General features: G+C 72.4%; 22 protein-coding genes. 14 read left to right on the forward strand and 8 right to left on the reverse strand.

All coding sequences use genetic code 11. The annotated features are described in order from the left end of the window. Positions 1 to 93: 93 nt before the first annotated feature. Positions 94 to 2,478, forward strand: a complete 2,385-nt coding sequence (locus AC067N_RS32665) for a glycoside hydrolase family 65 protein (protein ID WP_478682527.1) — start codon at positions 94 to 96, stop codon at positions 2,476 to 2,478. A gap of 53 nt (positions 2,479 to 2,531) precedes the next feature. Here the strand turns inward: AC067N_RS32665 and AC067N_RS32670 are convergent, their stop codons facing one another. Then, positions 2,532 to 4,244 (reverse strand): SulP family inorganic anion transporter, encoded by a 1,713-nt coding sequence (locus tag AC067N_RS32670; protein WP_478682528.1) that lies wholly within the window; start codon positions 4,242 to 4,244, stop codon positions 2,532 to 2,534. 192 nt (positions 4,245 to 4,436) lie between these two features. Here AC067N_RS32670 and AC067N_RS32675 point away from each other — a divergent pair, with 192 nt between their 5' ends. The 4 genes from AC067N_RS32675 to AC067N_RS32690 all read left to right on the forward strand — a co-directional run bounded on the left by AC067N_RS32675 (position 4,437) and on the right by AC067N_RS32690 (position 8,143). Beyond that, the gene (locus AC067N_RS32675) at positions 4,437 to 5,342 is read left to right on the forward strand and encodes a universal stress protein (RefSeq protein WP_478682529.1); all 906 of its coding nucleotides are present in this window, start codon (positions 4,437 to 4,439) and stop codon (positions 5,340 to 5,342) included. A gap of 40 nt (positions 5,343 to 5,382) precedes the next feature. Beyond that, positions 5,383 to 6,276, forward strand: coding sequence for a universal stress protein (locus AC067N_RS32680; protein WP_478682530.1), 894 nt, complete (start codon positions 5,383 to 5,385; stop codon positions 6,274 to 6,276). 42 nt (positions 6,277 to 6,318) lie between these two features. Beyond that, a complete protein-coding gene (locus tag AC067N_RS32685; RefSeq protein ID WP_478682531.1) occupies positions 6,319 to 6,843 on the forward strand; it encodes a flavodoxin domain-containing protein in 525 nt (174 codons plus the stop codon). A gap of 286 nt (positions 6,844 to 7,129) precedes the next feature. Beyond that, the gene (locus AC067N_RS32690) at positions 7,130 to 8,143 is read left to right on the forward strand and encodes a 2-hydroxyacid dehydrogenase (RefSeq protein ID WP_478682532.1); all 1,014 of its coding nucleotides are present in this window, start codon (positions 7,130 to 7,132) and stop codon (positions 8,141 to 8,143) included. A gap of 63 nt (positions 8,144 to 8,206) precedes the next feature. Here the strand turns inward: AC067N_RS32690 and AC067N_RS32695 are convergent, their stop codons facing one another. Together AC067N_RS32695 and AC067N_RS32700 are read right to left on the reverse strand one after the other, a co-directional pair. Beyond that, on the reverse strand, positions 8,207 to 8,896 hold the full coding sequence (locus tag AC067N_RS32695) for a CBS domain-containing protein (RefSeq protein WP_478682555.1): 690 nt from the start codon (positions 8,894 to 8,896) through the stop codon (positions 8,207 to 8,209). 57 nt (positions 8,897 to 8,953) lie between these two features. Beyond that, a complete protein-coding gene (locus AC067N_RS32700) occupies positions 8,954 to 9,418 on the reverse strand; it encodes a cyclic nucleotide-binding domain-containing protein (RefSeq protein WP_478682533.1) in 465 nt (154 codons plus the stop codon). 373 nt (positions 9,419 to 9,791) lie between these two features. Between AC067N_RS32700 and AC067N_RS32705 the strand changes: the two genes are divergently transcribed. Then, the gene (locus AC067N_RS32705; RefSeq protein ID WP_478682534.1) at positions 9,792 to 10,250 is read left to right on the forward strand and encodes a DUF4383 domain-containing protein; all 459 of its coding nucleotides are present in this window, start codon (positions 9,792 to 9,794) and stop codon (positions 10,248 to 10,250) included. A gap of 146 nt (positions 10,251 to 10,396) precedes the next feature. Here AC067N_RS32705 and AC067N_RS32710 read toward each other — a convergent pair whose 3' ends face one another. Both AC067N_RS32710 and AC067N_RS32715 read right to left on the reverse strand, forming a co-directional pair. Next, entirely contained in the window at positions 10,397 to 10,744 is a 348-nt protein-coding gene (locus tag AC067N_RS32710) for a hypothetical protein (protein WP_478682535.1), read from the reverse strand. 39 nt (positions 10,745 to 10,783) lie between these two features. Further along, a complete protein-coding gene (locus AC067N_RS32715) occupies positions 10,784 to 10,939 on the reverse strand; it encodes a hypothetical protein (protein ID WP_478682536.1) in 156 nt (51 codons plus the stop codon). Positions 10,940 to 11,455: 516 nt separating this feature from the next. Here AC067N_RS32715 and AC067N_RS32720 point away from each other — a divergent pair. Further along, on the forward strand, positions 11,456 to 12,973 hold the full coding sequence (locus AC067N_RS32720) for a glycoside hydrolase family 43 protein (RefSeq protein WP_478682537.1): 1,518 nt from the start codon (positions 11,456 to 11,458) through the stop codon (positions 12,971 to 12,973). 178 nt (positions 12,974 to 13,151) lie between these two features. Here AC067N_RS32720 and AC067N_RS32725 read toward each other — a convergent pair whose 3' ends face one another. Further along, entirely contained in the window at positions 13,152 to 13,622 is a 471-nt protein-coding gene (locus tag AC067N_RS32725) for an Lrp/AsnC family transcriptional regulator (RefSeq protein WP_478682538.1), read from the reverse strand. A 125-nt stretch (positions 13,623 to 13,747) separates the two neighbouring features. Here AC067N_RS32725 and AC067N_RS32730 point away from each other — a divergent pair, with 125 nt between their 5' ends. Next, complete coding sequence (locus tag AC067N_RS32730) at positions 13,748 to 15,142, forward strand: pyridoxal phosphate-dependent decarboxylase family protein (RefSeq protein ID WP_478682539.1); 1,395 nt, start codon at positions 13,748 to 13,750, stop codon at positions 15,140 to 15,142. Positions 15,143 to 15,654: 512 nt separating this feature from the next. On the opposite strand, the gene AC067N_RS32735 is transcribed toward AC067N_RS32730, so the two are convergent. After that, entirely contained in the window at positions 15,655 to 16,812 is a 1,158-nt protein-coding gene (locus tag AC067N_RS32735; RefSeq protein WP_478682540.1) for an FAD-dependent monooxygenase, read from the reverse strand. Between the two features lie 84 nt (positions 16,813 to 16,896). Between AC067N_RS32735 and AC067N_RS32740 the strand changes: the two genes are divergently transcribed. The 4 genes from AC067N_RS32740 to AC067N_RS32755 all read left to right on the forward strand — a co-directional run bounded on the left by AC067N_RS32740 (position 16,897) and on the right by AC067N_RS32755 (position 22,735). Further along, positions 16,897 to 17,454 (forward strand): TetR/AcrR family transcriptional regulator, encoded by a 558-nt coding sequence (locus AC067N_RS32740; RefSeq protein ID WP_478682541.1) that lies wholly within the window; start codon positions 16,897 to 16,899, stop codon positions 17,452 to 17,454. Positions 17,455 to 17,817: 363 nt separating this feature from the next. Further along, positions 17,818 to 21,180 (forward strand): alpha-L-rhamnosidase-related protein, encoded by a 3,363-nt coding sequence (locus AC067N_RS32745; protein WP_478682542.1) that lies wholly within the window; start codon positions 17,818 to 17,820, stop codon positions 21,178 to 21,180. 229 nt (positions 21,181 to 21,409) lie between these two features. Further along, the gene (locus tag AC067N_RS32750) at positions 21,410 to 21,799 is read left to right on the forward strand and encodes a BlaI/MecI/CopY family transcriptional regulator (protein ID WP_478682543.1); all 390 of its coding nucleotides are present in this window, start codon (positions 21,410 to 21,412) and stop codon (positions 21,797 to 21,799) included. 6 nt (positions 21,800 to 21,805) lie between these two features. Further along, complete coding sequence (locus AC067N_RS32755) at positions 21,806 to 22,735, forward strand: M56 family metallopeptidase (protein ID WP_478682544.1); 930 nt, start codon at positions 21,806 to 21,808, stop codon at positions 22,733 to 22,735. Between the two features lie 83 nt (positions 22,736 to 22,818). Here the strand turns inward: AC067N_RS32755 and AC067N_RS32760 are convergent, their stop codons facing one another. Beyond that, complete coding sequence (locus AC067N_RS32760; protein ID WP_478682545.1) at positions 22,819 to 23,808, reverse strand: sporulation protein; 990 nt, start codon at positions 23,806 to 23,808, stop codon at positions 22,819 to 22,821. A gap of 346 nt (positions 23,809 to 24,154) precedes the next feature. Here AC067N_RS32760 and AC067N_RS32765 point away from each other — a divergent pair, with 346 nt between their 5' ends. Both AC067N_RS32765 and AC067N_RS32770 read left to right on the forward strand, forming a co-directional pair. Beyond that, on the forward strand, positions 24,155 to 25,495 hold the full coding sequence (locus AC067N_RS32765; RefSeq protein WP_478682546.1) for a hemolysin family protein: 1,341 nt from the start codon (positions 24,155 to 24,157) through the stop codon (positions 25,493 to 25,495). Further along, entirely contained in the window at positions 25,492 to 26,544 is a 1,053-nt protein-coding gene (locus AC067N_RS32770) for a hemolysin family protein (protein WP_478682547.1), read from the forward strand. Before AC067N_RS32765 ends, AC067N_RS32770 begins: the two co-directional genes overlap by 4 nt. The last annotated feature ends 279 nt before the right edge of the window (positions 26,545 to 26,823 follow it).

The raw sequence follows: 26,823 nt of genomic DNA on the forward strand, positions 1-26,823 counted from the left end.
GCCCGGCGGCCCGGCGGCCCGGCGGCCCGGCGGCCCGCGCCCGCGCGCCCGTCCCGACGGGACGCGGGCCCCGGTGTCTTCGATACTGGCGGAGTGAACGGCTGGACGTGGGAGTACGAGGGCTACGAGGCCGCGGACGAGCGGCTGCGGGAGTCGCTGTGCACCCTGGGCAACGGCTACTTCGCCACCCGTGGGGTCCTGCCCGAATGCGCCGCCGACGGCGTGCACTACCCGGGCACCTACGCGGCCGGCTGCTACAACCGGCTCACCTCCGACATCGCGGGGCGCCGGGTCGAGAACGAGGACATGGTCAACCTCCCGAACTGGCTGCCGCTGCGTTTCCGCCTTCCCGGGCAGCAGTGGCTCACGCCGGACACGGGCACCGTGCTCGACCACCGCCAGGTCCTCCACCTGGCCTCGGGCACGCTGGAACGCCGGACCACGTACGCGCTCGACACCCGAGGCACCCTGGCCGTACGGCAGCGCCGCCTCGTGCACATGGCCGATCCCCATGTCGGCGCGCTGCGCACCGAGTTCACCGTGCAGGGAGTGCCGGGCGAGACGGAGATCGAGGTCGAGGCCCGGCTCGACGGCGGTGTCACCAACGCCGGCGTGCCCCGCTACCGCGACCTGGACGGCCACCACCTCACCCATGTGCACACCGGCTCCACCGGCACGGACACGGTGTGGCTGCGCTGCCGCACCCGCACCTCCGACATCCGCGTCGGCATGGCCGCCCGCCTGACCGCCGGGTCCCCCGTCCGGAACCGGCACACACCCCCGTACGCCGTCCAGGGCGTCCGCCTGCTCCTGGCTCCCGGCACCACCGGTACCGTCGACAAGACCGTGGCCCTGCACACCTCCCGCGACCCGGCGATCAGCGACCCGCTGCGCGCCGCGATCGACCGGGTCGGCCGGGCGCCGGGTTTCGACGGCCTGCTCTCGGCGCACACGACCGCCTGGGCCCAGCTGTGGCGCCGGGCGGGCCTGGAGGTGCCCGGTGAGGCGGGCCCCATCCTTCGGCTGCACCTCTTCCACCTGCTGCAGACCCTGTCCCCGCACACCGCCGACCTCGACGTCGGCGTACCCGCCCGGGGACTGCACGGAGAGGCGTACCGGGGCCATGTCTTCTGGGACGAGCTGTTCGTCCTGCCGTACCTGAACATGCACTTCCCCGAGGTGTCCCGCGCGCTGCTCCGCTACCGACACCGGCGCCTGGACCAGGCCTGCGCCGCCGCACGGGCCGTCGGGCGGCGCGGTGCCCTGTACCCGTGGCAGAGCGGCAGCGACGGCCGGGAGGAGACACAGGAGCTGCATCTCAACCCGCGCTCCGGGCGCTGGCTGCCCGACCACTCCCGGCTCCAGCGCCACGTGGGGTCGGCGATCGCGTACAACGTCTGGCAGTACTGCGAGGCGAGCGGCGACGCCGAGTTCCTGCACACCAAGGGCGCCGAGATGCTGCTGCAGATCGCCCGTTTCTGGGCGGACTCGGCCGCGTACGACGAGAGCCTGGGACGGCACCGCATCCGCGGCGTCGTCGGCCCCGACGAGTACCACGACGCATATCCCGGCGCCCGGGAGCCCGGCCTCGACGACAACGCGTACACCAACGTCACCGCGGCGTGGGTCCTCACCCGCACGCTGGACGTGCTGAACGCCCTCCCCGAGCCCCGCCGCCGCGAACTGACCGAGCGGACCGGCCTGGACGGCGGCGAACTCGAACGCTGGGAGGACGTGTCACGCACCCTGCACGTGCCCTTCCACAGCGGTGTGATCAGCCAGTTCGAGGGCTACGGGGACCTCGCCGAACTGGACTGGCCGGGGTATCGCCGACGCTACGGCGACATCCGGCGCCTGGACCGGATCCTGGAGGCGGAGGGCGACACCGTCAACCGCTACCAGGCGTCCAAGCAGGCCGATGTGCTGATGCTCGGGTACCTGTTCTCGCCCGCCGAGCTCCACCGCCTGTTCGCCCGGCTGGGTCACCGGCTGGACGACGACCTGTGGCGGCGCACCGTCGACCACTACCTCGCCCGCACCAGCCACGGCTCCACCCTCAGCGGCCTGGTGCACGGCTGGGTACTGGCCAGGGCGCGGCGGGCCGAGGCGTGGACGTTCTGCCAGGAGGCCCTGCGCGGTGACATCGCCGATCTGCAGGGCGGCACCACCGGCGAGGGCATCCACCTCGGCGCCATGGCCGGCACCCTCGACCTCGTCCAGCGGGGTCTGACGGGCCTGGAGACCCGCGAGGGCGCGCTGTGGCTCGACCCGGTGCCGCTGCCGGAGCTGTCGTCGTACGGGTTCGCCCTCCGCTACCAGGGCCACTGGGGTGTACGTCTGCGGCTGGAGCGGGGGCTGCTGGAGATCACCGTGCCGTCCTCCGACCGTTCCCCGATCGACGTCAGGCTGCCCGGCCGTGAGGTGCGTCTCCAGCCGGGGGAGAGCAGACGCCTCCTTCTCCCCGACCGGCCCCCGTGACCGGGGCGCCGCCCGGACCTGCCCGCCCGCCCGGTCGCGGGCGGCTTCCGCGGCTACCGGCCCCGGCCCCACGTCCGGTACGCCGCCACCGCCGTCGGCAGCGTCGGGAAGATCCGCTCGGCGCCGACGGATTCCGTGAGGCCGTAGGCCCTGAGGTCGTTCATCAGGTCCTGCTTGACGCGGGCGAGCGCGAAGACCACGCCCCGCCGCGTCAGTTCGCGGCGGAGCTCGTCCACGGCGTCCAGGGCGGTGATGTCGACCTCGACGTTGGCCTCGGCGTTGAGGACGAACCAGCGCACCGGGTCCTCCTGCTGGTCCACCGCGGCCAGGGCACGGCGCCGGAAGTCCTCCGCGTTGGCGAAGAACAGCGGGGAGTCGTAGCGGTAGACCAGCAGGCCGGGGATCGTCCGGGCGTCGGGGTAGTCGTCGATGTCGTGCATGCCCGCCACGCCGGGCACCAGCCCCTGGACGGCGTCGTGCGGGCGCGCCACCCGGGTCAGCAGCTCCGCGATCGACAGTCCGACGGCGACCAGCACCCCGTACAGGATGTCGAGGACGAGGACCCCGGCGAGGCAGCCGAGGGCCAGCAGCAGCTCCCGCCGCCGGAACGCCGCGAGCCTGCGGAAACCCGCCATGTCGATCATGCGGACGGCCGCGTAGACGACGAGCACACCCAGGACGGCCCTCGGGGTGCGGGACAGCAGCGGACTGAGGAAGAGCAGCACGGCCAGGACGGCCGCCCCGGCCACCAGCGAGTACGCCTGGCTGCGGGCGCCCGCCGAGGACGCGAGCGCGGTACGGCTGGCGCTGCTGCTCACCGGGAACCCGCTCAGCGCGCCCGCCCCGAGGTTGGCGGCACCCAGGGCGAGGAACTCCTGGTCGGCGTCGAGCGCCTCCTCCCCGCTCCGGTCGGCGAAGGCCCGTGCGGTGAGGATGAAGTCGGTGTAGCCGACGAGCAGCACCCCCAGCGCGGGCAGCACCAGACGGGGCAGCTCGGTCAGGTCCGGCGTGGAGAACCCGGGCAGGCCGATCGGCACGTCCCCGATCACCTCGATGCCGTACCGGTCGTCCAGCCCGAGGGCGGCGACGGCCGCCGTGCCCGCGACGAGCACCAGCAGGGGACCGGGAACGGCCCGCACGTACCGGGCGACGGTGAAGAGGAGGGCCAGCGCTACGGCGGAGAACACGACGGTGGCCGTGTGCGCGTCCGGCAGGTTCCGGAGGAAGGACCACAGCTGCGAGAAGAACGAGGAGCCCGTGGTGCCGGCCCCGGTCAGCTTGGGCAGCTGGTCCATCGTCATGATCAGCGCCACGCCCGCCAGATATCCGATCAGCACCGGCCGGGACAGCAGGTCCGCCACGAAACCGAGCCGGGCCACGCGGGCCGCCACGCACAGCAGACCCACCGTGATCGCGAGCGTCGCCGCCAGGGCCGCGTACCGGTCGGGGTCCCCGGCGGCGAGGGGAGCGACCACCGTCGCCGTCATCAGCGCGGTCGTCGACTCCGGGCCCACCGACAGCAGCCGGGACGAGCCGAACAGGGCGTACGCGGCCAGGGCCGGCAGGATCGCCCACAGCCCGGCGACCGGCGGCAGCCCCGCCACCCCCGCGTACGCCATCACCTGGGGCACGAGGTACGCGGCGACCGTCAGCCCGGCCAGGACGTCGCCCCTCAGCCACGAGCGCCGGTAGCCGAGGAGGGTGCCGAGCCCGGGCGTCAGACGGCGCCACCCCGTAACGTGCTGTCTGTCCGAGCCCTGGACCATGGGCCTCCCCTTCACCGCGTGGAGATCAGCATCCACCGCCGGGACACGCCCGCGCGAGCCACTCGGCCGGGCTTCCCCCTGAACCGGCCGCTTCAGGGACGTTCGGCCCCTGTCGGGGCCTTGCGGCCCCTGCGTCCGACGGCCCTGCCGGTACGAAGCTGTAAGCACACCCCCCGTTCAGGAGGCAGAACCATGGTGAACACCGTTGTCGCAGGGCTCGACGGCTCGGCCGAGAGCCGGGCCGCCGCCGAGTGGGCGGCCCGCGAGGCGAAGCTGCGCGGTCTGCCGCTCAGGCTCGTCCACGTCTGGGAACCGGTGCCCGACCCCATCGCCCAGGCGCCGCTGCTCGCCGCCGAGACGCTCCAGCACTGGAGCGAGCGGATTCCCCGCGAGGCGGCCGAAGAGCTGCGGCTGCGGCACCCCGGAGTGGACATCACCGTGGAACAGATCAGCGGCCGGCCCGGTGAGGTCCTGACACGCGCCGCGAAGGACGCCGCGCTGCTGGTCCTCGGCTCCCGGGGGATGAGCGGCCTCGGCGGCTTCCTGGTGGGCTCCGTCGGCCAGATGGTCGTCGCGCACGCCGACCAGCCGGTCGTCCTCGTCCGCGCCGGGGAACAGGCCGCCGACGAGCACCAGGCCGACCCGGTCGGCGTCCCGTCGACCGGCACCCCGTTCCGGCCCGTCGTCCTCGGCCTCGACACCGAGAACCCGCACGACTCGGTGATCGAGTTCGCCTTCGACGCGGCGGCCCGGCGGGGGACCGCCCTGCGGGTCGTCAACGGCTGGAACCCGCCGCCGTACTACGCCTACGCCATCCCCGCCGACCCGGAGCTCGGTCCCGAGCTGCGGAAGAACCAGGTGACCGCCCTGACCGAGGTGCTCAGGCCCTGGCAGCGGAAGTTCCCCGGAGTCGACGTCACCGAGGTGTGCCGCTGGGGCAGCCCCGCCCACCACATCGCCGACGCCTCCCGCGAGGCCTCGCTGGTGGTCGTCGGCCGCCGGATCCGCCGCAGCCCCGTCGGCGCGCACATCGGCCCGGTCACCCACGCCGTCCTGCATCACGCCACCGCCCCCGTGGCCGTGATCGCCCACCCCTGACGGGGCACCCGAGATCCCTTCATCCCGAGGAGGACCACCGATGGAACTTCCCCTGGTCGTCGGCGTCGACGGCTCCGAGCCGAGTCTGCGGGCCGTCGACTGGGCGGCGGACGAGGCCGCCCTGCGCGGGGTGCCGCTACGAGTGGTGCACGCCTCGCTGTGGCAGCGCTACGAGAGCGCCCCGCTCGCCGAGGACCTCGGCAAACCGTCCGAGCAGACGCTCGCGGAGGGCATCGTCGACGCCGCCGCCCGGCGGGCGCGAGTGCGCCGTCCGGAGGTGAAGGTGTCCACCGAGATCGTTCCCGAGGAGCCGGAGTACGCGCTGGTCAAGGAGGGACGAGAGGCCACGGCGCTGGTTCTCGGAGCCCGGGGGCGCGGCGGCATCGCCGAGTTCCTGCTCGGTTCCGTCAGCCTGGGCGTGGCCGCGTACGCCACCTGCCCGGTCGTCGTGCTGCGCGGCGGCCACGACCGGCAGCCGCCGCCGGTGGCGCAGGGGCGGATCCTGCTGGGCGTCGGCGAGGAGGCCCACGGCGCCGAGGCCGTCCGTTTCGCCTTCGAGGAGGCGGAGCGGCGGGGCGCCGTACTGGAGGCAGTACGGGCCTGGCGGTGCCCCGCGCACGAGACCACCGACCACCCCCTGCTCGCGGGCGAACCCGCCCGACTGCACGAAGAGGAGGCCGCCGAGAACCTGGAGGCCGCGCTCAACGACGTGGCCGCCCAGTACCCCACCGTGCGGGTGCACCGGCGCACCGCCGAGGGCCCCGCGCGCAAGGTGCTGCTCGACGCCTCGGCCGGCGCCGACCTGCTGGTCGTCGGGGCCCGGCGCCACAAGGAGCACCGCTTCGGGCTCCAGTTGGGCCGCGTCGCCCACACCGCGCTGCACCACTCCGCCTGCCCGGTCGCCGTCGTACCGCACCGGGTGCCGGAGACCTGAGACCGGGCATCACACCACGGCTTCCGAAAGGAGGCGGACCACATGGCCACCAGCGTGCTGGTCGCTTACGGAACGACCAACGGATCGACCGCGCGGATCGCCGAGACCGTCGCCGAGACCCTGAACGGCGCCGGACTCACCGCAGAGGCGCTCCCGGCGCAGTCCGTGACGAGCCTGGCGCCGTACGACGCCGTGATCGTCGGCGGCGGGCTCTACGCGGGGCGCTGGCAGAAGGACGCCCGGCGCTTCCTGCGCCGCCACGGCCGCGCACTGGCCGAACGCCCCCTGTGGCTGTTCAGCAGCGGCCCCCTCGATCCGTCCGCCTCGGAGCGGGACATCCCGCCCGTCCCCGGTGTGAGCAAGGCCATGGTCCGGCTCGACGCCAGGGGGCACGTCACCTTCGGCGGCTGCCTGGAGGAGGGGGCGAAGGGATGGGTCGCCGGGATGATCCTCCGGTCCGGGAAGGGCGGGGACTTCCGTGACTTCCCCGCCGTCAGGGCGTGGGCCTCCGGCGTGGCGGCGGAACTCACGGGTGTCACCCCGGGCGGGAGCCGCCCCGCCCCGTGAGGCGGTACCGGTCCTCCGCCCACTCGCCCAGGGCGCCGGAGGGCCGTTCAACCACTCCTCGCGGGCTTTCGCCGGTGGGTGCGCACTCTGGTGCCCCACAAGCCCCGGGGATGCCGAGCGAGCCCTCCTGACAGGGGAGACGGGAGGACTCGCGCCGCGGCCGCCGCCCTCACCGGCGCACAGGGCGGCGGCCGCGCCGGACGCCCGGCAGGGTCCGGGCCCCGCGCGACGACGACGGCGGCCTACGGTGGGAGGAGTGATCACTCGCCTCAGGAGAGGAAAGCACGTGGAGATCGTCGCGTACGGCGTCCAGTCGGACGAGGAACCCCTGCTGCGGACGGCCTTCGACCGGGCGTTCGCCGACCGGCACCGGCTGCGCTGCCTGTCGCTGTTCCTGGACGAGGACACCGCCCCGACCGCCGACGGCCGCGAGGTCGTCCTCTGCGGCGTCAACGACACCCTGGACGCGGGAGTGCTGCGCACTCTGGCCGCGGGCGGGACACGGATGATCGCCCAGAGGGCCACCGGGTACAACAACATCGACCTGACGGCGGCCGGGGAACTGGGCCTGACGGTGGCGCGCGTCTCGTACTACTCCCCGTACGCGGTGGCCGAGTTCGCGTGGGCGCTGGCCCTGGCCGTCGACCGCCGGATCGTCCGGGCCGCTCACCGCACCCGGGAGTTCGACTTCCGGCTCGACGGACTGATGGGCCGCGATCTGCACGGCAGGACCGCGGGCGTCGTGGGCACCGGCAAGATCGGTACCGCGTTCGCCCGGATCGCGCACGGCTTCGGCATGCGGCTGCTGGGCTGGGACGCCGCCGAGAACCCCGACTGCCTGGCCCTCGGCATGCGGTACGCCTCCCGGGAGGAGCTGTTCGCCGAGGCGGACCTGGTGAGCCTGCACGTGCCGCTCCTGGAGAGCACCCACCACCTGGTGGACGCGGCCGCCCTCGCCCTGATGAAGGACGACGCGCTCCTGGTCAACTCCAGCCGCGGCGGTCTGATCGACACCGACGCCCTGCTGGACACCCTGCGTGCGGGGCGGCTGAGGGGGGTCGGCCTGGACGTGTACGAGGAGGAGGCCGGACTGTTCTTCCTCGACAAGTCCCTGGAGGTGATGACCGACGAGCGCCTCGCCCGGCTGATGACCTTCAACAACGTCCTGGTCACCTCGCACCAGGCGTACTTCACCCGGGAGGCCGTCGGGCAGATCGCGGCCACGACGGTCGCCAACGTCGAGGACTACCTCGCCGGCCGTACCGGCGAGAACACCCTCGTCAGCCCCTCGACGACCTAGGAGCGGGCACCGGCCGGGCCGCGAAGCCCCCGGCCGGTGCCCACCGCCCGCGACCGTGGCGGATCACGACGACGGGACGCTCTCCTCGTGCCCGGACGGGCCGCCGGCGGAGCGCCCCGCGAGGTCGAACTCGACGTCGACGACGCCCTCGACGGCCCGGATCAACCGCGCGGCCACGGGGACGAGGGAGGTGTCCCGGACGCGCCCGCCGAGCCGCACGACCCCGTCCCGCACGGTGAGGCGTACGGCCGAGGCCGGGGCCGGGAACAGATACGCCACCACCTCCCGGCGCACCTCCTCGGCGATGTCGCCGTCGTCGCGCAGGAACACCTTCAGCAGGTCGCCGCGGCTCACGATCCCCTCCAGCATGCCCAGCTCGTCGACCACCGGAAGCCGCTTGACCCGCGCGTGGGCCATGGCCCGCGCGGCCTCGGCGAGGGTCGCGTCGGCGCGGACGGTGACGGCCGGAGAGGTCATCAGCTCCTCGGCGGTCACCGCGCCCGCCTTGGCGAGGTCGGCGAGCCGCCGCCGCTGGGTGTACCGGTCGGGGTCGCTGTCGCGGAACTCCTCCTTGGGCAGCAGATCCGCCTCGGACACCACGCCGACGACGCGCCCCTCACCCGCCACGACGGGCAGGGCGCTGACCCTCCAGTCGTGCATCATCCGCACGATCTCCTTGAAAGCGGCGCCACTGCCTATGGCGGCGACGGTGTGGGTCATCACGTCGCTCACGATGTGCGGGGTGCCGTGCATCATGTCTCCTCGTCGTCAGGTCGCGGGGCGGGTCCGTCGGATGTCAGTCGTCGGTGGTCACCGGAGGGTGCCGCTGCCGTAGGGGGCGTACAGGTCCAGCAGGCGCGTGCGGGCCGAGTGCAGCCGGTGGGCGAGGATGGCGCCGACCCACTGCGCGACGGCGTAGCCGAGCACGGGGTCCTCCTGGCACATCAGTCGGATCGCCGTGGCGTCGAACTCGTGGGCGCGCACCGGGCTGGTCGCCTCGGCTCCCAGATGCCAGACGTGCGGGGTGAACAGCCAGGACCAGCCGATGAGTTCGTTGTGTCCCAGGGTCTCGATGACAGCCGGGCGGCGGCCGGGCACACGCATGTCGAGGGCGACCGTGCCGGTCCGGATGATCCAGAACCGGTCGGCGGTGCCCCCCTCCTCGAAGATCCGGGCGCCCTGGGGGAACGCCACCTCCCGGGCGAACCGCATCAGCCGCTGCCGGTGCTCGGCGGGCAGCGCCCGCAGCATGCCGGGCGTGGGGGGAGCGTTCATGACGTACCTCCGGAACGGGCGTACGGACCCTGTCACCTCAAGCGTCGTCCCGGACCCCGCACCGGACCATGGGTCACCCGGCCCCATGACCGGGACCACCCGGGTACGCGGCGGGAGCCCTTCGGCACCCCGCGGCGGAGCGGACCCCGGTGCGGGCGTTCGGGCAGCTCCGCGAGGGATGCCGACCGCGAACCCGGCCGGCATCCCTGCCCGGCCCACCCGAGGCGCTGTGCCCGTCACGCCCTGACCGCGCCCGTCGGCGATCAGGGGCCGCGACCGGAACATCCGGTTTCGTCCGGCGTCATTCCTGAATCCCGGGGGTACCCGGCGCGCAGGCGCTCACCCTGACGCGCCCCGAGAGAAGGCCACCGCCATGACCACGCACACACGTCCGACGCACCGCGCCCGTACCCCTGTCCAGCAGGCGGCACTGCTGGTCGGAGCGGTGTTCCTGCTGGTCGGGATCCTGGGGTTCATCCCGGGCATCACCACCGACTACGACACCATGGAGTTCGCCTCCCACGAATCGGGTGCCGAACTGCTGGGGATCTTCCAGATCTCCGTCCTGCACAACCTCGTCCATCTGGCGTTCGGAATCGCGGGCCTGCTGCTGGCCCGCACGGCGGCCGGCGCCCGTAGCTTCCTGCTCGTCGGAGGCGCCGTCTATCTGGTGCTGTGGGTGTACGGCCTGATCGTCGACCACCACAGCGACGCCAACTTCGTCCCGCTGAACACGGCCGACGACTGGCTGCACTTCGTCCTCGGCATCGGCATGATCGCCCTGGGCGTGCTGCTCACGCGCCGGCACCCGGCCTCCCGTACCGGAGCGTGATCGAGGGCTCCGGACCAGGCACGACACCCTCCAGCCGCCGGTACGGCACCGCGGTCACCACGGGTCCCGGGAGGCGCCGGAACGCGAGGGACGCCGTGGCGCCGCGTGGCCGGGACCGGGCCGCACGGCGCCACGACCGCACGAGGTCAGGCGGGTGAGCCGGTCACGGTGCTGCCCGACCTGGCGACGTGGTACGTGAGCTTCGCGCCGCTCCAGAAGTGGAAGGTGAGCGTGACGCGCGAGTTGTCCTTCAGCGAGGTGCAGAACTCGGCGGTCAGTACGACGGAGTCGTCGGTGTACGCCGAGAAGGCCGTGTCCCACTGCTGGTACGACGTCCAGTCGGCCGGTCCCGCGTTGCCGCCGTCCTCGTACCGCGCCTCGGTCGCCAGCATGTCCCCGCGGAACCGGGTCGGGATGCCCAGGCCGCCGGCGCTCCCCGAGACGCTCGACAGCACCGGCCTGTCGTAGCTGATCACGTCGATCCGCCAGGGCACACCACGCGAGAACCTCGCCTCCAGCGTCGCGTTGACCCCCTACTCCCGGTTGCCGGCCAGCTCGGTGAGGGCGGTGGCCGTCAGGGTGAGCCGGTCGCCGGAGACGGTGTAGTCCCTGCCCCTGCCCCTGAGGAGGTTGCGGGAGCCGTGCCGCAGGCCCTGGAAGTCGGCCCGAACAGCTCGGTGTCGCGCCACTGCAGGCACGGACCACGACGCCGTCATCCTGTGACTTGACCTTCTGGAAGAGCGCCCTGGTCACCGGGGTCCGCGGGGTCCGCGACGAACGGTCACGTGCACCTTCCGGTTGTGGGGGCGTGCGACAGGTGGAGCCGGTCCGAGGCCGACACAGAAACGGATTTGACAGGGAAACTTTCGCGATGAGCGGCGCAGAACTGACATGAAGAGGAGGGTGGGGCCACGGGTGTGACAGGAAGAGATGCCGGAGTGAACGGGCATACGGCGGGCCGGGGTCCCCGTGCGGCCCCTGGGTCCCCAGGGGCATGGCCGCCCCCAGGCCCTGGCGTCCTCAGGGCCTGGCGCGACCGATCCCCTGTCCCCGTGCGGGAGTTTGGGGGCCATTGACCCCGCTGAGTACCCCTGGCTAGCCTCCTCTGGAAAGTATCCAAAGGGGTTAGCGAAAACTTTCGACGCCGTCGCCGGGTACGGTTACGCGCGCGGCACCGGCCGTCGGTGAAAGGAGCCTCGACCAGGGTGTCCCACCTGCCTGATACCGGCAACACCTTCAGCAACCCGGTGATCCCCGGCTTCTTCCCCGACCCGTCCATCTGCCGTGCGGGCGACGACTACTACCTCGCCTGCTCCAGCTTCGAGTACTTCCCGGGCGTCCCCATCCTCCACAGCCGGGACCTGGTGCACTGGACCCAGATCGGCAACGCCCTCGACCGGCCGAGCCAGTTGCGCCTCCCCAAGGAGACCCCCGCCTCGGGCGGGATCTACGCACCCACCCTGCGGCACCACGACGGCCGTTTCTGGCTGATCGTCACGAACGTCAGCGGCGACGGCAATCTGCTGTTCACGGCCACCGACCCGGCCGGCCCCTGGTCCGAGCCCGTCCGGCTGCCCGGTGTGCACGGCATCGACCCCGACCTCGCCTGGGACGACGACGGTACCTGCTGGTGCACCACCACCGCCGGCGTCGGCCAGATCCGCCTCGACCCTCGCACCGGGGAGACCTTCGGCCCCTCGCGCCCACTGTGGTCCGGCACTCCCGGGGCCAAGGCCCCTGAGGCGCCGCACCTCTACCGCATCGGCGACCACTGGTACCTGCTCATCGCCGAGGGCGGCACCGAACGCTGCCACGGCGTCTCCATCGCCCGCGGCCGTACACCCGACGGCCCGTTCGAGCCGTGCCCGGCCAACCCGATCCTCACCCACCGGGGCACCGACCACCCCGTCCAGAACACCGGTCACGCCGACCTCGTCCAAGGCCCCGACGGTTCCTGGTGGATGGTCCTGCTCGGTGTACGCCCCGGCGGCGGCACCCCCGGCTGGCACGTCCTCGGCCGCGAGACGTATCTGGCGCCGGTCGACTGGGTCGACGACTGGCCCGTCGTCGGCGAGATCTCCCTCACCATGTCCGCACCGCCCTGGCCGCTTCGGCCTCCCGCCGCCGTGCCCGAGATCCGGGAGGACTTCGACGCGAACGAACTCGCCCCGCAGTGGATCTCCCTGCGGCACCGCCCCGCCGAGGACTGCACCACGAAGGAACGCCCCGGATGGCTGACCCTCCGGGCCCGCGGCGGATCACTCGACGAGCCCGACGTGACCTTCGTGGGACGACGGCAGCAGCACGCGGCGTGCCGGGTGCGCACCTCCATCGACACCGCGGACGGACACGGCGGCCTCGCCGTCCGCCTTGACGAGCGGCACCACTACAGCGTCGAGGTCTCCTCCGGTCAGGTGCGGGTCCGGGCCCGTATCGGTCCGCTGAGCACGGTCGTGGCCTCCCGCCCGGCGCCCGCGGGGCCCGTCGTCCTCCGCGCCGAGACGGCGCCCGCGCGGGCCCTGCACGATCCGCGCCTCGGCCCCGACGTCGTCACGCTCGGTTTCGAGGAACCCGACGGCACTTTCGCCGAACTCGCCTCGCTGGACGGCCGTTACCTGTCCACGGAGGTCGCCGGCGGCTTCACCGGCCGGGTCCTCGGCATGTTCGCCTCGGCGCAGTCCGCGCACTTCGACTGGTTCGACTACGAGCCGCTCGACGGCTGACGGACACACCCGGTGGGAGCGGTCAGGAGACCGCTCCCACCGCCGACCGCCGCAGACGGTCCCGTTGGGCGACGTCGACGGCGACGGGCAGGGGCGCGGCCGCCACCAGCCGCGGTCGTCCCCGACACCGAGACCCTCGCGCGGAGGCTGCCCTCCGCGTCGTCGCTGCCGCGCCGCGTCAGTGGCCGGCGTGCCGATCCAGCAGCGACCGGACACTGAACGGCTGCACCTCCTGCAGGACGATGGTGGTGTTGGAGCGGACCACCCCGGGTGCTTCCAGCAGCAGGTTCGTGATCCGGTGGAGGTCCGTGGTGTCGCGGGCGACGACGCGGGCGAGCAGGTCGCCGTCGCCGGTGGTGACGAGCAGCTCGACCACCTCGGGGATCCGCAGGATCGCCTCCTGGGTGGGGTGCCCCACACGCTGGCTGATCGACAGCGTGATGAGCGCCAGCAGCGGATATCCGAGAGCCTCCGGTGCCAGGCGCCGGCTGTGCTCCCTCAGACGACCGCTTTCCTCGAGCCGCTTCAGACGCGCCTGCACGGTGTTGCGGGCGAGCCCCAGTCGGTCCGCGAGGGCGACCGTCGTGGCCCGTGGATCCGCGTCGAGCGCCAGGAGGATCCGGGCGTCGATGTCGTCGACGTTTCGCATGGTGCTCAGTATGACAGGGATCGGGCGGCGTGGATTAAGCATTCTGCTCATCTTCTCCACCGCATGTTGCGCATTCCGATGGGCGTTCCTAGGTTCACGCCATGCAAAAAGCGCAATGCGACAGCATGTCAGCGAAGAAGGTGTCCCGTGCCGACCACCGTGTGTGGGGCGACGAGGACGAGATCGTGGATGCCGCCATCGACTACGCGCGGCGGCGCATCACGGGGACCCCGGACCCGGTGTCGGGCCCCCGCCCCGCCGCCGACCTGGCCCTCACGGCCGGTACCGCCGTCACCCCGTGGGGGATCGGTGCCGCCGCGGCCCTCAAACTGTTCGACCGGGTCCTGGCGCCCGCCACCCGCGCCCAGAACGCGCCGACGAACCTCGCGTACATCCCCGCCGCCCCCACCCGCGCCGCGCTCGCCTTCGACGCCGTGACCGGCGCGGCGAACATCTTCGCGGGCACCTGGGAGTCGGGAGCCGGCGCCATCCACGCCGAGAACGAGGCGCTGGCCTGGCTCGTCGGGTTGCTCGGCTGGCCGAGCACCGCGGCGGGATGCTTCGTCAGCGGCGGCACCATGGGCAATCTCTCGGCGCTCATCACGGCCCGCGCCGCCGCTGCCGCCTCCCGGCCCCGGCCCGCGGACGGCTGGAAGGTCGTGTGCGCCGACAGCGCCCACTCCTCGATCAGGTCCGCGGCACAGGCCATGGACGTCACCGTGGTCACCGCGCCCGTAGACCGGCGGGGACACCTCACCGGGGACGCCGTGGACGCGGTGCTGACCTCCACGCCGGGCGTGTTCGCCGTCGTGGCGACGGCCGGGACCACCAACGCCGGTCTGATCGACGACCTCGACGACATCGCCGACGCGTGCGCACGCCACCAGGTCTGGCTGCACGTCGACGGGGCCTACGGCGGAGCGGGCCTGGCGGCGCCCAGTGTGCGGCACCGCTACTCCGGCATCGAGCGCGCCGACAGCTTCATCGTCGATCCGCACAAGTGGCTCTTCGCCCCCTACGACTGCTGCGCGCTGCTCTACCGGGATCCCGCGCCGGCACGCGCCGCGCACAGCCAGTCGGCGAGCTATCTCGACGCCATCGACCGCGACGTCCACAATCCGGCGGATCTGGCCCTCCATCTCAGCCGCCGGGCCCGCGGTCTGCCGTTCTGGTTCAGCCTGGCCGTCCACGGGACCGAGCGGTACGCGCGAGCCGTGGAACAGACCCTGACCACCAGTCGGCTGGTGGCCGACGCCATCCGCGCCGACGACCGGCTCCGCCTGATCGTCGAGCCCGAGCTGTCGGTGCTCCTCTTCGAACGCCCCGGCTGGGGCCCGCACGACTACGCGTCCTGGTCCGCCCGCACCGCCGAATCGGGCGCCATGCTGTGCGTGCCGACCCGCTGGAACGGCTCGACGGTGCTGCGCCTGGCCTTCGTGAACCCGGACACCCGTGCCGACGAGGTCATCGAAACGCTGCGCACCCTCCGCCAGAACGCCCGTGAAGACCTTGGGTTCTGACCTTGCCGCGTGAGCGGCAGGGCCAGACTCGTTGCGTGGCGGTGGGTGAGTGGGGCGGGGAGCTGTCGGGCCGGATGTGTGGGAGACCTGCCGGAACTGACCCGGCGGGCAGTGTGGTTGCGTTCCTGGCGGAGATGTTCGCGGACATGTGTCCGTCGGCGAACGAGCGGCCGAGCGTGCCGCCGCAGGGTTTGGCCGCCGCGGTCACCTGGCAGGCCCTCGATTGGCTGTCGGACTTCGAGGCGGTGCAGGAACTGCGGTGCGACCTGCGAGACCGGCCTGCGCACCACCGTCGTCGCCCCTGCGGCCCGGCGCCGAAGCCGACCACCACGAGGCCGCCGTCGGCCTGGACCTGCCCGCCGACGAGGAGACCCCGGTGGACGACCGCCCAGAGGTGGCCCCTCATCGCCCGGGGCGGTGGTGGGGCCCCCCGTTCGAGCGGAGCCGAGAACGGGGGAGCGTGCATGGCGTCGTCGCGGGGCAGACGGGGGCCGTGGGGCGGTCCGGTGGCATCAGCCCAGGCCCGGCGGTGTCCAGTCGGCATGCCGCAGGATGGTGTGGACGGTCGCGCGGGAGGGCGCCAGCCGGAGAGCGGTGTTGCGCACGGCGACGGCCAGGGGGTGCGTCAGTTGTTGGCCCATACGGCCGGCCTGGCGGGCGGCGCGTGCGACGGACTGGCTGCGCGGGCGGCGCTCGGTGTCATAACGTGCCAGCGCCGATTCGACGGTGGCCTCGGTGGCGAGTGCGGCGGCCAGCACGACCGCGTCCTCCAGTGCCTGGCAGGCGCCCTGGCCCAGGTTCGGGGTCATGGCGTGGGCCGCGTCACCGAGTAGCACGACCCGGCCTGCGGTGAAAGAGGGCAAGGGGGTCGCCAGCTCGTGGATGTCGTGGTGCAGGACGGCGGCGGACCGGGTCGCGTCCAGCAGCTCGGGGATCGGATCGTGCCAGTGGCTGAAGCGGCGGCGCATCGCGGCGAGGGCGTCCGTGTGCCGCGCCCCGGGCGGCGAGTTGAGCACCGCGTGCCACTCGGCCCGGCCGTCGGTGAACGCGATGTGGCCGAACTCGGCGCCCTTGCCCCAGGTCAGCTCGAAGTCGGTGGCCAATTCGACCGGGCGCTCGGTGATGGCGCGTAACACGGTCGACCCGCTGTAGGCCGGGCCGGGGTGCTGAGGGAAGAGCTGGGCGCGCAGCCGGCTGCCCACCCCGTCGGCGGCCACGACCAGATCCGCCTCGAGGGCGGCGTCCCCGATCGATAGCAGGACCCGGTCGGGGTCGGAGCAGGCGACGGACGTCACCTCGGCCCCGACCACCAGGCACTCGGACGACAGCGCCGCGCGCAGCAGGTGGTGCAGCACGGCCCGGGGAATACCGACGATCGGTGTGCCCAGCTCACGCTCAAGAGCGGTCCCGTCCATCCGTGCCAGCCATCCGCCACCAGGGACACGGGTGCCTCCGGTGTACTGCGGCCGCGCAGCCGCGCGCACCGCGCCGCCGACGCCGAGGACGTCCAGGGCACGGATGCCGTTGGCGTGCAGGGAGATGCCCGCACCCCCGTCAGCGAGGACGGAGGCGCGTTCGACAACCGTCACCTCCCAGCCGATCAGACGCAGACCGATCGCGGCGGCCAGCCCGCCGATGCCTCCGCCCACCACCACGGCGCTGCCGCCCATACCGGCCCTCCCTCGTCCGCCCTGCATCCTTCTACAGATGTAGAAGGAGAGTACCTCGCTCATCTACAGGTGTAGAAAAGAGGGGTGCCCACAGATCGACGTACCGTCCTTGCCGATGCGGCCATCGGCGTACTCGCCGAGGCCGGAATCCGGGGACTGACCCACCGTGCGGTGGACCGGGCGGCGGACCTGCCACCCGGCACCACCTCTGCCTACTACCGCACCCGCCAGGCACTGCTCACCGCACTGGTTCGGCGCCTGATCGCCCTTGATCAGGCAGAACTCCAGGCGATCGGGGAACATGCGACGGTGCCGCAAACTGCCGAGGAAATGGTGGCCGGGATCGCCCACTTCATCGAGCAACGCCTCACGGGGGAGGGACGGCGACGCTCGCTCGCGCGCTACGCATGCGCCATCGAGAGTGTGCACCACCCCGAGCTGCGGGAGATCCTCGTGCCGCGCCAGAACGCAGCACGGCAAGCCGCGCGGGCCTTCCTGGCCGCGCAAGGCGTCGCAGACGCCGAGGACCGTACCGTCATGCTGCTGACCTGTGTGGACGGATTGGTTTTCGACCGCCTGGTGGGGGGCGGAACCGTGTCGCACCAGGAGATCCGCAGGCTGGTGGCGGCGGCGGTCCGATAGGCCGCATCTGCCGGCCCCGGGCGGGCCCGAACGACCGGATGCTCTCGAGGTCTGCCGGTGGAGAGAGCCCGGAGGCGGGAGCGCGACTCTCGGGGCGGGCGACGGGCCCGGACTGGCGGTCGTGGCCGCGAACGCCGTCCGGAACTCTTGGCGACCGAACCATTGACACCGGTGTTTCCGAGGCCCCAGGATCGCGCCTGCACCCACTTGCTTGAAACGATTCAGAAACGTTCGGGTCGTTCGGTCCGGCGAACGGAAGGGGCCCGGTGTCCCGCCAAGGGGCGGCCGGTCCCGCTCCTCGCTCCACTCGTCCGGCCGCCTCCGTCCCTCCGCTTTCCAGCACTCCTGGGAAAGGCTCCCTCGATGCAGCACTTGTCCCGCCGCTCGCTCCTGGGCTCGGCCATCGCCGTGGCCCTCGCCCCCACCCTCGGATCGGTGATCATGCCCGGCCCCGCGTCCACGGCGTCCGCCGCGGTCTCCTGGAGCGCGAAGTGGATCTGGGCACCCTCCGGTTCCGTGAACCAGTGGGTGGCCTTCCGCAGATCGTTCACGCTGAACGCCGCGCCGTCCAAGGCGGTGACGCAGATCGCGGCGGACTCGAAGTACTGGCTGTGGGTCAACGGCACGCTGGTGGTGTTCGAGGGCGGCCTCAAGCGCGGCCCGAACCGTACGGACACCTACTACGACGAGATCGACCTGGCCCCGTACCTGAAGAGCGGCGCCAACACGGTCGCGCTGCTGGTGTGGTACTTCGGCAAGCAGGGCTTCTCGCACCACAGCAGCGGCAGGGGCGGACTGCTCTTCCAGTCGGACATCGAGGTCGGCTCGACCACGACCCGCCTGGTCAGCGACACCGCCTGGAAGCACACCGTCCACCCGGGCTACTCGAACAACACCGGTGGGACCCAGGTCAACTTCCGGCTGCCCGAGTCGAACGTGTACTACGACGCCCGCGCCGCCGCCGTGATGTCCGGCTGGCGCTCACCCGGTTTCGACGACAGCGCCTGGACGGCGCCGACCGACTTCGGCGCCGCGGGCTCCGTGCCCTGGAACGCCCTCGTCGAGCGGCCGATCCCGCAGTTCCGCTACTCCGGTCTGAAGTCGTACACGAACGCCGCGTCCCTCCCGAGCACCGGCCAGGGCTCCACCGCCGTCTGGGGCACCCTGCCGTCCAACCTCCAGGTGACCCCCTTCCTGAAGGTGGACGCGCCCGCCGGTGCGGTGATCGGCATCCAGACCGACCACTACGACGACGGCGCGGGCCTGGTGGGCATCGAGCCCGGGACGCAGTACAACATGCGCGCCACCTACGTCTGCGCCGGCGGTGTCCAGGAGTTCGAGCCGCTGGCGTGGATGAGCGGTACCGCAGTCCGGTACACGATCCCGGTGGGCGTGACGATCCTGGAGCTGAAGTACCGCGAGTCCGGCTACGACACGGATTTCGCGGGGTCGTTCAGCAGCAGCGACGCCTTCCTGGACACCCTGTGGACCAAGGCGGCGCGCACGATGTACGTCAACATGCGGGACAACTACATGGACTGCCCCACCCGTGAGCGGGCCCAGTGGTGGGGGGATGTGGTCAACCAGCTCAAGGAGGGCTTCTACACCTTCGACCCCAGGTCCCACGCGCTCGGCAAGAAGGCCATCGCCCAGCTCGCGGCCTGGCAGAAGCCAAGCGGCGCGCTCTACTCGCCGGTCCCCTCGACCATCTGGACCGCCGAACTGCCCACCCAGATGCTCGCCTCGGTGTGGTCGTTCTGGACCTACTACCTCTACACCGGCAACGCCGACGCCGTCACCGTCGCCTACCCGGCCGTCAAGAAGTACCTGGACCTGTGGAGCCTCGACGGCGACGGGCTGGTCAACCACCGGGCGGGGGACTGGGACTGGGAGGACTGGGGCTCGAACATCGATGCCCGAGTCCTGGACAACTGCTGGTACTACCTGGCCCTGGACACCGCCGCCAAGCTCGCCGAACTCAGCGGCAACTCCGGTGACGTGGCCGGGTGGAAGTCCAGGCGGGACAGCATCAAGGCCAACTTCGACCGCGTCCTGTGGAACTCCTCGCGGGGCGAGTACCGCTCGCCGGGCTACACCCGGGACACCGACGACCGCGCCAACGGTCTCGCCGTCGTCGCCGGCCTCGCCCCCGCCTCCCGGCACCGGGCGATCACCGAGGTGCTGCGCACCCACCTCAACGCCAGCCCCTACATGGAGTTCTACGTCCTGGAGGCGCTGTACCTGATGGGCGCGGCCACGGTCGCCGAGGAACGGATGCGCAACCGCTTCGCCGCACAGGTCGCCGACCCGGCCTGCCACACGCTGTGGGAGGTGTGGGTCAAGTCGGAAGGCACCGACAACCACGCCTGGAACGGCGGCCCGCTGTACGCCCTGTCCGCCTACGCCGCCGGTGTCCGCCCCACCGGGCCCGGCTGGGTGACGTACGAGGTCATCCCGCAGACCGGCACCCTGAGCAGGATCAACACCGTGACATCCACCGTCGAGGGCGACATCCGCTTCGGCATCACCCGCGACGGGACGAAGGCGACGCTGACGCTCACCTCCCCGGGCGGGACGACCGCACGCGTGGGCGTCCCGACCTACGGAGGCTCCTCCCCGGTCATCCAGGCGAACGACACCACCGTCTTCACCGGTGGCTCCTCCACCGGGAGCGTCGGCGGACTGGCCTACGACGGCAAGGACTCCGCGTATGTGTACTTCGTCGTCCAGCCCGGCACCTGGACGTTCACGGCGACCGGTGTGGGCCGCCTGGACAACCTCGCCCTGGGCAGGCCGGTGACCAGCAACAACAGTCTGGAGAACGGCAACTGGGGCCGTAGCCGGCTCACCGACTCCACGCTCACCAGCGTGAACGGGGCCAAGGGGTACACCAGCAACGACTTCGCCTCCGCCGACGTGAGCGCCAACCCGGTGTGGGTGGAGGTCGACCTCGGGGCCGACACCGACCTCGACGCCGTACGCCTCTTTCCCCGCACGGACACCGCGGCGGCGGGCGGGGGCACGGCGGGCTTCCCCGTCGACTTCACGATCCGGACCCGGCTCGACGGATCCAGCACCTACACCACCGTCCGCACCGTCACCGGGCAGGCGAACCCCGGCGGGCGGGTGCAGACGTACGGCTTCAGGACCACCACCGCCCGCTACGTCCGCCTCCAGGCCACCAGGCTCGGCGCTCCCGCCTCCGACGAGACCACCAAGTACCGCCTCCAGCTCGCCGAACTCACCGTCCCCACCGCCGCGACCACCGTCACGAGCAACTGCACCCTGGAGAACGGTGACTGGGGCAAGACGCGTGTGCTGGACGGCACGCTCACCAGCGCGTCCGGCGCCAAGGGCTTCACCAGCATCGACTTCCCCTCCGCCGATGTGAGCGGCACACCGGTGTGGATCGAGGTCGACCTCGGCGCCGACCGGGCGATCGGGTCCGTCACCCTCCACCCGCGCACGGACACCGGCGCCTCGGGCGGGGGCACACCGGGATTCCCGGTCGACTTCACCTTCCAGACCCGCACCGACGGCGGCACCACCTACACCACCGCCCGCACCGTCACCGGCGAGCCCAACCCGAACGGAGCCGCCCAGACCTACACCCTCACCTCCGCCAACGGCCGCCATCTGCGACTGAGAGTCACCAGGCTCGGCAGGGCCGCCTCGGACGAGGCCGGCAGTTTCCGGCTGCAGCTCGCCGAGATACGCGTCGACTGACACGAGGAGCCCCGGCTGTGCCCTCCTGGACGCCTGGCCGGACGCGGGGCCGGGGCTCATGCCGAGTCAGCCGTCCGGGTGGGCTCGTCCCCGCACCGCTATTGAATCGTTCCAGCCATGCAGATGGCATGGGCGGGCGTTCCTCCTGCGGTTGGGCCGACGGCGCGAAGCCGGGCGTCTATACGATGGACCGTTCGTGAACGCAGCGGTGACGTACAGGAGGCCAGAAGTGACGGACCGGCGGCAGCGCGGCCCGCGGCGGGGCCAGGGGGAGCTGGAGGCGCTCGTCCTGTCGGCGCTGCGCGAGGCGGAGGGCCCGGCGAGCGCGGGGTGGGTCCAGGAGCGCCTGGGCGGTGACCTCGCCTATACGACGGTGATCACGATCCTCACCCGCCTGCTGGCCAAGGGCGCGGTGACCCGGGAGCGCTCCGGCCGGTCCTTCGTGTGGACCCCGGCCTCTGACCAGGCGGGCCTCGCCGCGCACAAGATGCGCAAGGTGCTCGACGGACAGAGCGATCGTGAGGCCGTCCTGGCCAGCTTCGTCACCTCCCTTGAGCCGGACGACGAGCGACTGCTGAGAGAACTCCTCGGGCAGGCGAAGGACGAAGGGGAAGACTGAGACCTCATGGGGGTGTTCGTCTTCCTTCCCCTCGTCCTGCCGTTCACGGCCTGGCCGATCGCACGCCTCGCCGAACAGCGGTTGCATCCGCGGGCCGCCACCCGGCTGCTGACCGCAGTGGCCGCCGTGATGGCGGTGTGCAGCACCGTGTCGCTCGGGCTGGTGATGGTCGTCGGCACCGCCCAGTTGCCGGGCAACCCACTGCCCGACGGCTGGTCGGACCCGGAGGTCCGCGAGGCCGTCCCGTACGACGAGGTCGCCGGCAAACTCGCCATCCCGGCGCTGCTCGCGGTCCTGCTGGCCTGTGCCCGGACGGGATGGCGGCACGGCCGGACCCGCCGCGGCGCGCACCGGGCCCTGGCCGGACTGCCGGGAACCGAGGTCGCCGTCCTGCCGGACGAGGCGCCGTACGCGTACGCGCTTCCCGGGAGGCGGAACCGGGTGGTGGTGACCACCGGAATGCTGGTCCGTCTCGAACCGGCCGAGCGGCGCGCGCTGTTCGCTCACGAGCGAGCCCATCTGGCCGCCCGGCACCACCGGTTCCTGCTGGCCGTGCAACTGGCCGCGCGCGCCAACCCGTTCCTGCGGCCACTGCGCACGGCCGTGTCGTACACGGTGGAACGGTGGGCGGACGAGGAGGCCGCGCGGTCGGTCGGCAGTCGCCGGGCGGTGGCCCGCGCCATCGGCAGGGCGGCTCTGGTCTCGCGCGGCACCCCGGCCGGGACGCTCGCGGGCCTGGCCGCGCCGGGACCGGTGCCGCGCAGGGTGGCGGCGCTGCTCGGGCCGGCGCCCGTGCCGCGGAGCTGGCCGCCGGTGTTCACGAGTGTGGGCCTGGCCGCATGGGGCGCGGCCGCAGGCACAGCCGTGTCCGCCCTTTCGTCCGCCAACTCCGCGGTGACCATGGCCCTCATCCTCCACGCCGCCACCCCGCTGTGAGTCCCCCGCGGCAGCCGGGCGGGCACCGGGCGGCCTCCTGACCGGCCTCCGAGGGAGCGCCGCCGTCCGGTACCCGGGCGCCGTCAGCCCTCCTCGTCCTCCTCGTCGCCCTCGAAGAAGTCCCCCACCTCGTCGACCACTTCGGCCGCGACCATGCCGCCGACGACACCCACCGCCAGCCCTGCCGCGCCCGCGGCCGCGGCGGTGCCCACACCGGGACCCGAGCGGTGACCCTCGTCGTGGCGCTGGTCGTCGCCGAAGTGACCCTCGGGCGCGTATCCGGCGGGCGAGCCGTACGCCGGCCCGTTCTCCAGCAACTGCCGGATCCAGCCGTCGACGAGAGCGGCCCAGTCCTGGTGGTCGACACCGTCGTGGGCGACGGTGAAGCGGGTGAGGGCGTCGCGGCCCTCGGCGAGGAGTCCGCCGCGCCTGTCGGCCTCCAGGACGACCTCCATGCCGCCCGGCGTCGCCAGGAAGGTCAGCTCGATCTCGTTGACCCGCGACGCGTAAGCGGGCGCCGGGGTGATCTCGATCTCCTGGTAGAAGGGCAGTTGCTGGCCCGTGCCCGAGATGCGGCCGTGCTCCAGATCGGCGGACTTGAAGCCGAAGCCGAGCCGGCCGAGCGCCTCCAGGATCGCCTCCTGGACGGGCAGGGGCGCCACCGTGAGCTGGTCGAGGTCGCCCTTGTCCCTCGCGCCGGCCACCCCGAGTTCGGTGCGCACCCCGAGGACGATGCCGAGCGGCTGGCCGTACAACTCGCTGATCGGGGTCTCCCACGGCAGCGTCGCGCTGAACGGCACGGTGCGCTCCTCGCCCGCGGAGAGCCGGAACCCGCCGCCGACGACGAACCGGTCGAAGACGACCGCCTCCTCACTCTCGCCTCCCTCGTGCTCGGCCTCGACCCGAGCCACCAGCTCAAGGGTGATGTGCTCGATCTCGAAGTCGGCGTCGCCGCCCTTGAGATGGACCTGTCCCGACAGGCTGCCGCCCGGCCGAGCCGGGCCCGCGTCGAGAACCGTGTCCACCGTGGGCCCGCCCAGACCGAGCGAGCCGAGCAGCCGTTTGAACACCATCGCGGCGTTCAATCCTTCTTTCGTGCGTTCAAGGCATGCGTGCGAAGCAACCGGGAACCGCCGGTTGTTCTACAAGTGAGTAGAAGCATAGGGTCGGAAGGGTCCGCGGAAGCCGCGCCGCGGCATCCGGAACAGGAAAGTCCGAAAACAGCCGTAGGTGTGACCGTGACGACATGAACAGCGTGTTTTGCCGTCCCTTTGCCATGGGAACGAAGCTTCCGAAGTCCTCCCGACCCATGACTTCCCGATCCACCGAACGACGAAGGAGCCGAAGACCCCCGATGGGTGAGCCTCCCAGTACCGGCCGCAGCGCGTCCCGCCCGCACGAGGGAGCGGGGGTGGCGCGGTGACCGAGATCCTGCTGCTCCTGCTGGCCCTCCTCCTCACCCTGGCCTGCGCGCTCTTCGTCGCGGCCGAGTTCTCCCTGACCACCGTCGAACGCGCCGAGCTGGAACGCGCCGTCGAGGCGGGCGAGCGCGGCGCGGAGGGCGCCCTGAAGGCCGTACGCCGGCTGACGTTCCAGCTGTCCGGCGCCCAACTCGGCATCACCGTCACCTCGCTGGTGATCGGCATGCTTGCCGAGCCGTCCCTCGCGGCGCTCCTCGAAGGCCCGCTGCGGGCCATCGGGCTGGGCGGCGCCGCCTCGTCGGCGGCGACCGTGCTGGGCGTGGCCCTCTCCACCGTCGTGCTGATGGTGGTGGGCGAGCTGGTGCCGAAGAACTGGGCGATCTCCCGGCCGCTGGCCGTGGCCAAGGTCGTCGCGGGCCCCCAGCGCGGCTTCACCGCCGCCTTCGGCCCGTTCATCCACCACCTGAACGGCACCGCGAACCGCTTCGTACGCCGCTGCGGCCTGGAACCGGCCGAGGAGCTGGCCTCCGCGCGGACCTCCGAGGAACTGGCCGCGCTCGCCCGTCACTCGGCCGCGGAGGGAGCCCTGGAGGCGGACTCCGCCGAGCTGTTCGTCCGCACCCTGCACCTGGGCGAACTGACCGCGGAGAACGTGATGACGCCGAGGGTCGACGTCAAGGCGCTGGAGGCCCACGCGACCGCCGCCGACGCCGCCAACCTCTGCCACGCCACCGGCCTGTCCCGCTTCCCCGTTTACCGCGACACCCTGGACGAGGTCATCGGCACCGTCCACATCCGCGACGTGCTCGCCCTGGAACCGGGCCGGCGCGCCGTCACACCGGTCACCGAGCTGACCACGGACCCCCTGCTCGTGCCCGACAGTCTCACCGCCGAACGGCTGCTGGTGCGGCTGCGCGAGACCCGCACCATGGCCGTCGTCATCGACGAGTACGGCGGCACGGCCGGGGTCGCGACGGTCGAGGACATCGTCGAGGAGGTCGTCGGCGAGGTCCGCGACGAGCACGACCCCGTCGAAGTCCCCGATCTGCTCCCCGCCCGGGCGACCCGGGACGGTCGCGCGGTGTGGGAGGCGGACGGCTCGGTCCGCGTCGACCAGCTGGGCGAGATAGGGCTGGCCGCGCCCGAGGGTCCGTACGAGACCGTGGCCGGTCTGGTCGCCACCCGACTCGCCCGCATCCCCGCCAAGGGGGACGCGCTGGACCTGGACGACGGCTGGCGGCTCGATGTCCTCGACGTCGACCACCACCGCGCCGACCGCGTCCGCATCACCGCACCGGCACACCGGCCGGCCGAGGCACGGCGGGAGGCCGCCCGATGACCGCGCTGCAGCTCACCATCGGGGCCCTGACCCTGCTCACCAACGCCTTCTTCGTCGGCGGCGAGTTCGCGCTGATCTCGGTGCGCCGCAGCCAGATCGAACCGCGGGCCGAGCAGGGCGACAGGCGTGCCCGGATGACCCTGTGGGGGCTGCGGCACATCTCCGCGCTGATGGCCACGGCCCAGCTCGGCATCACCGCGTCCTCCCTGGCGCTGGGCGCGGTCGCCGAACCCGCCATCGCGCACCTGATGGAACCCGCGTTCGAGGCAGCCCGCATTCCGCACGGCCTGGTGCACCCCATCGCGTTCGTGGTCGCGCTCACCCTGGCCACCTATCTGCACATGCTGATCGGCGAGATGGTCCCGAAGAACATCGCCCTGGCCGCGCCGGTCCCCACCGCGCTGCTCCTCGGCCCGCCCCTGGTCGCCCTCACCCGGGCCCTCCGGCCCGTGATCTTCGGGATCAACGCCTTCGCCAACGCCCTGCTGAAGGTGCTGCGCGTGGAGCCGAAGGACGAGGTGGAGTCGGCCTTCACCGACGACCAGCTCGCCCGTATGGTCCTCGACTCCAGTGAGGCCGGGCTCCTCTCACCCGCCGACGGCGAGCGGCTGCGCGACGCCCTGGAACTGGGCACCCGCCCGGTCGGCGAGATCCTCGTCCCCGCCCAGCGGATGCGCACCGTCGACCACACCGTCACCCCGGCCGAACTGGAGCGCACCGCCGCCGACGCGGGCTACTCCCGCTTCCCGGTCACGGGGCCGAACGGCGGTCTCCTGGGGTACCTGCACATCAAGGACACCCTGGGCCTCGCCGAACGGAACCAGCCGTTCCCGCCCGGCACCCTCCACCCGGTCACCCGCGTCCGCATCGACACCCCGCTGGACGACACCCTCACCGCCCTGCGCGCGGACGGCAGCCACCTCGCCGCCGTCACCGGCGGGACGGGCACGGTCCTCGGCTTCGTGACCATGGAGGACGTCCTGTCCGAACTGGTCGGACCGGCCCCGTCGGGCGTGGCGCCCTCGGGGGCCGCGCGGAATCCGGGCTGAGCAAGCCCGTCGTCGCCGACCGCCTCGCCTCGTCCGCGAGGCGGTCGTCGACACGACCGGCAGACGCCCGTCGGTGAGCCGGTTCCCGTCGTGTCGGCGCTACTGACGCCTCATCGACCACACCGTTCCCCCCTGTTCCACCGCTCCGCAACATCCCGGGTGTGCCCGGGTCGACGCAGTGCGTTCCGTCGTCGTGGTGCGACGGCCGAGCCGGCCGCGGCCGAGCGGACACAGCCGCGGCGAGTGGCGCACGAGCCGAGCCCGGGGCGCCGTCGCCCC

The sequence above is a fragment of the Streptomyces sp. NPDC042364 genome, from assembly GCF_056437585.1.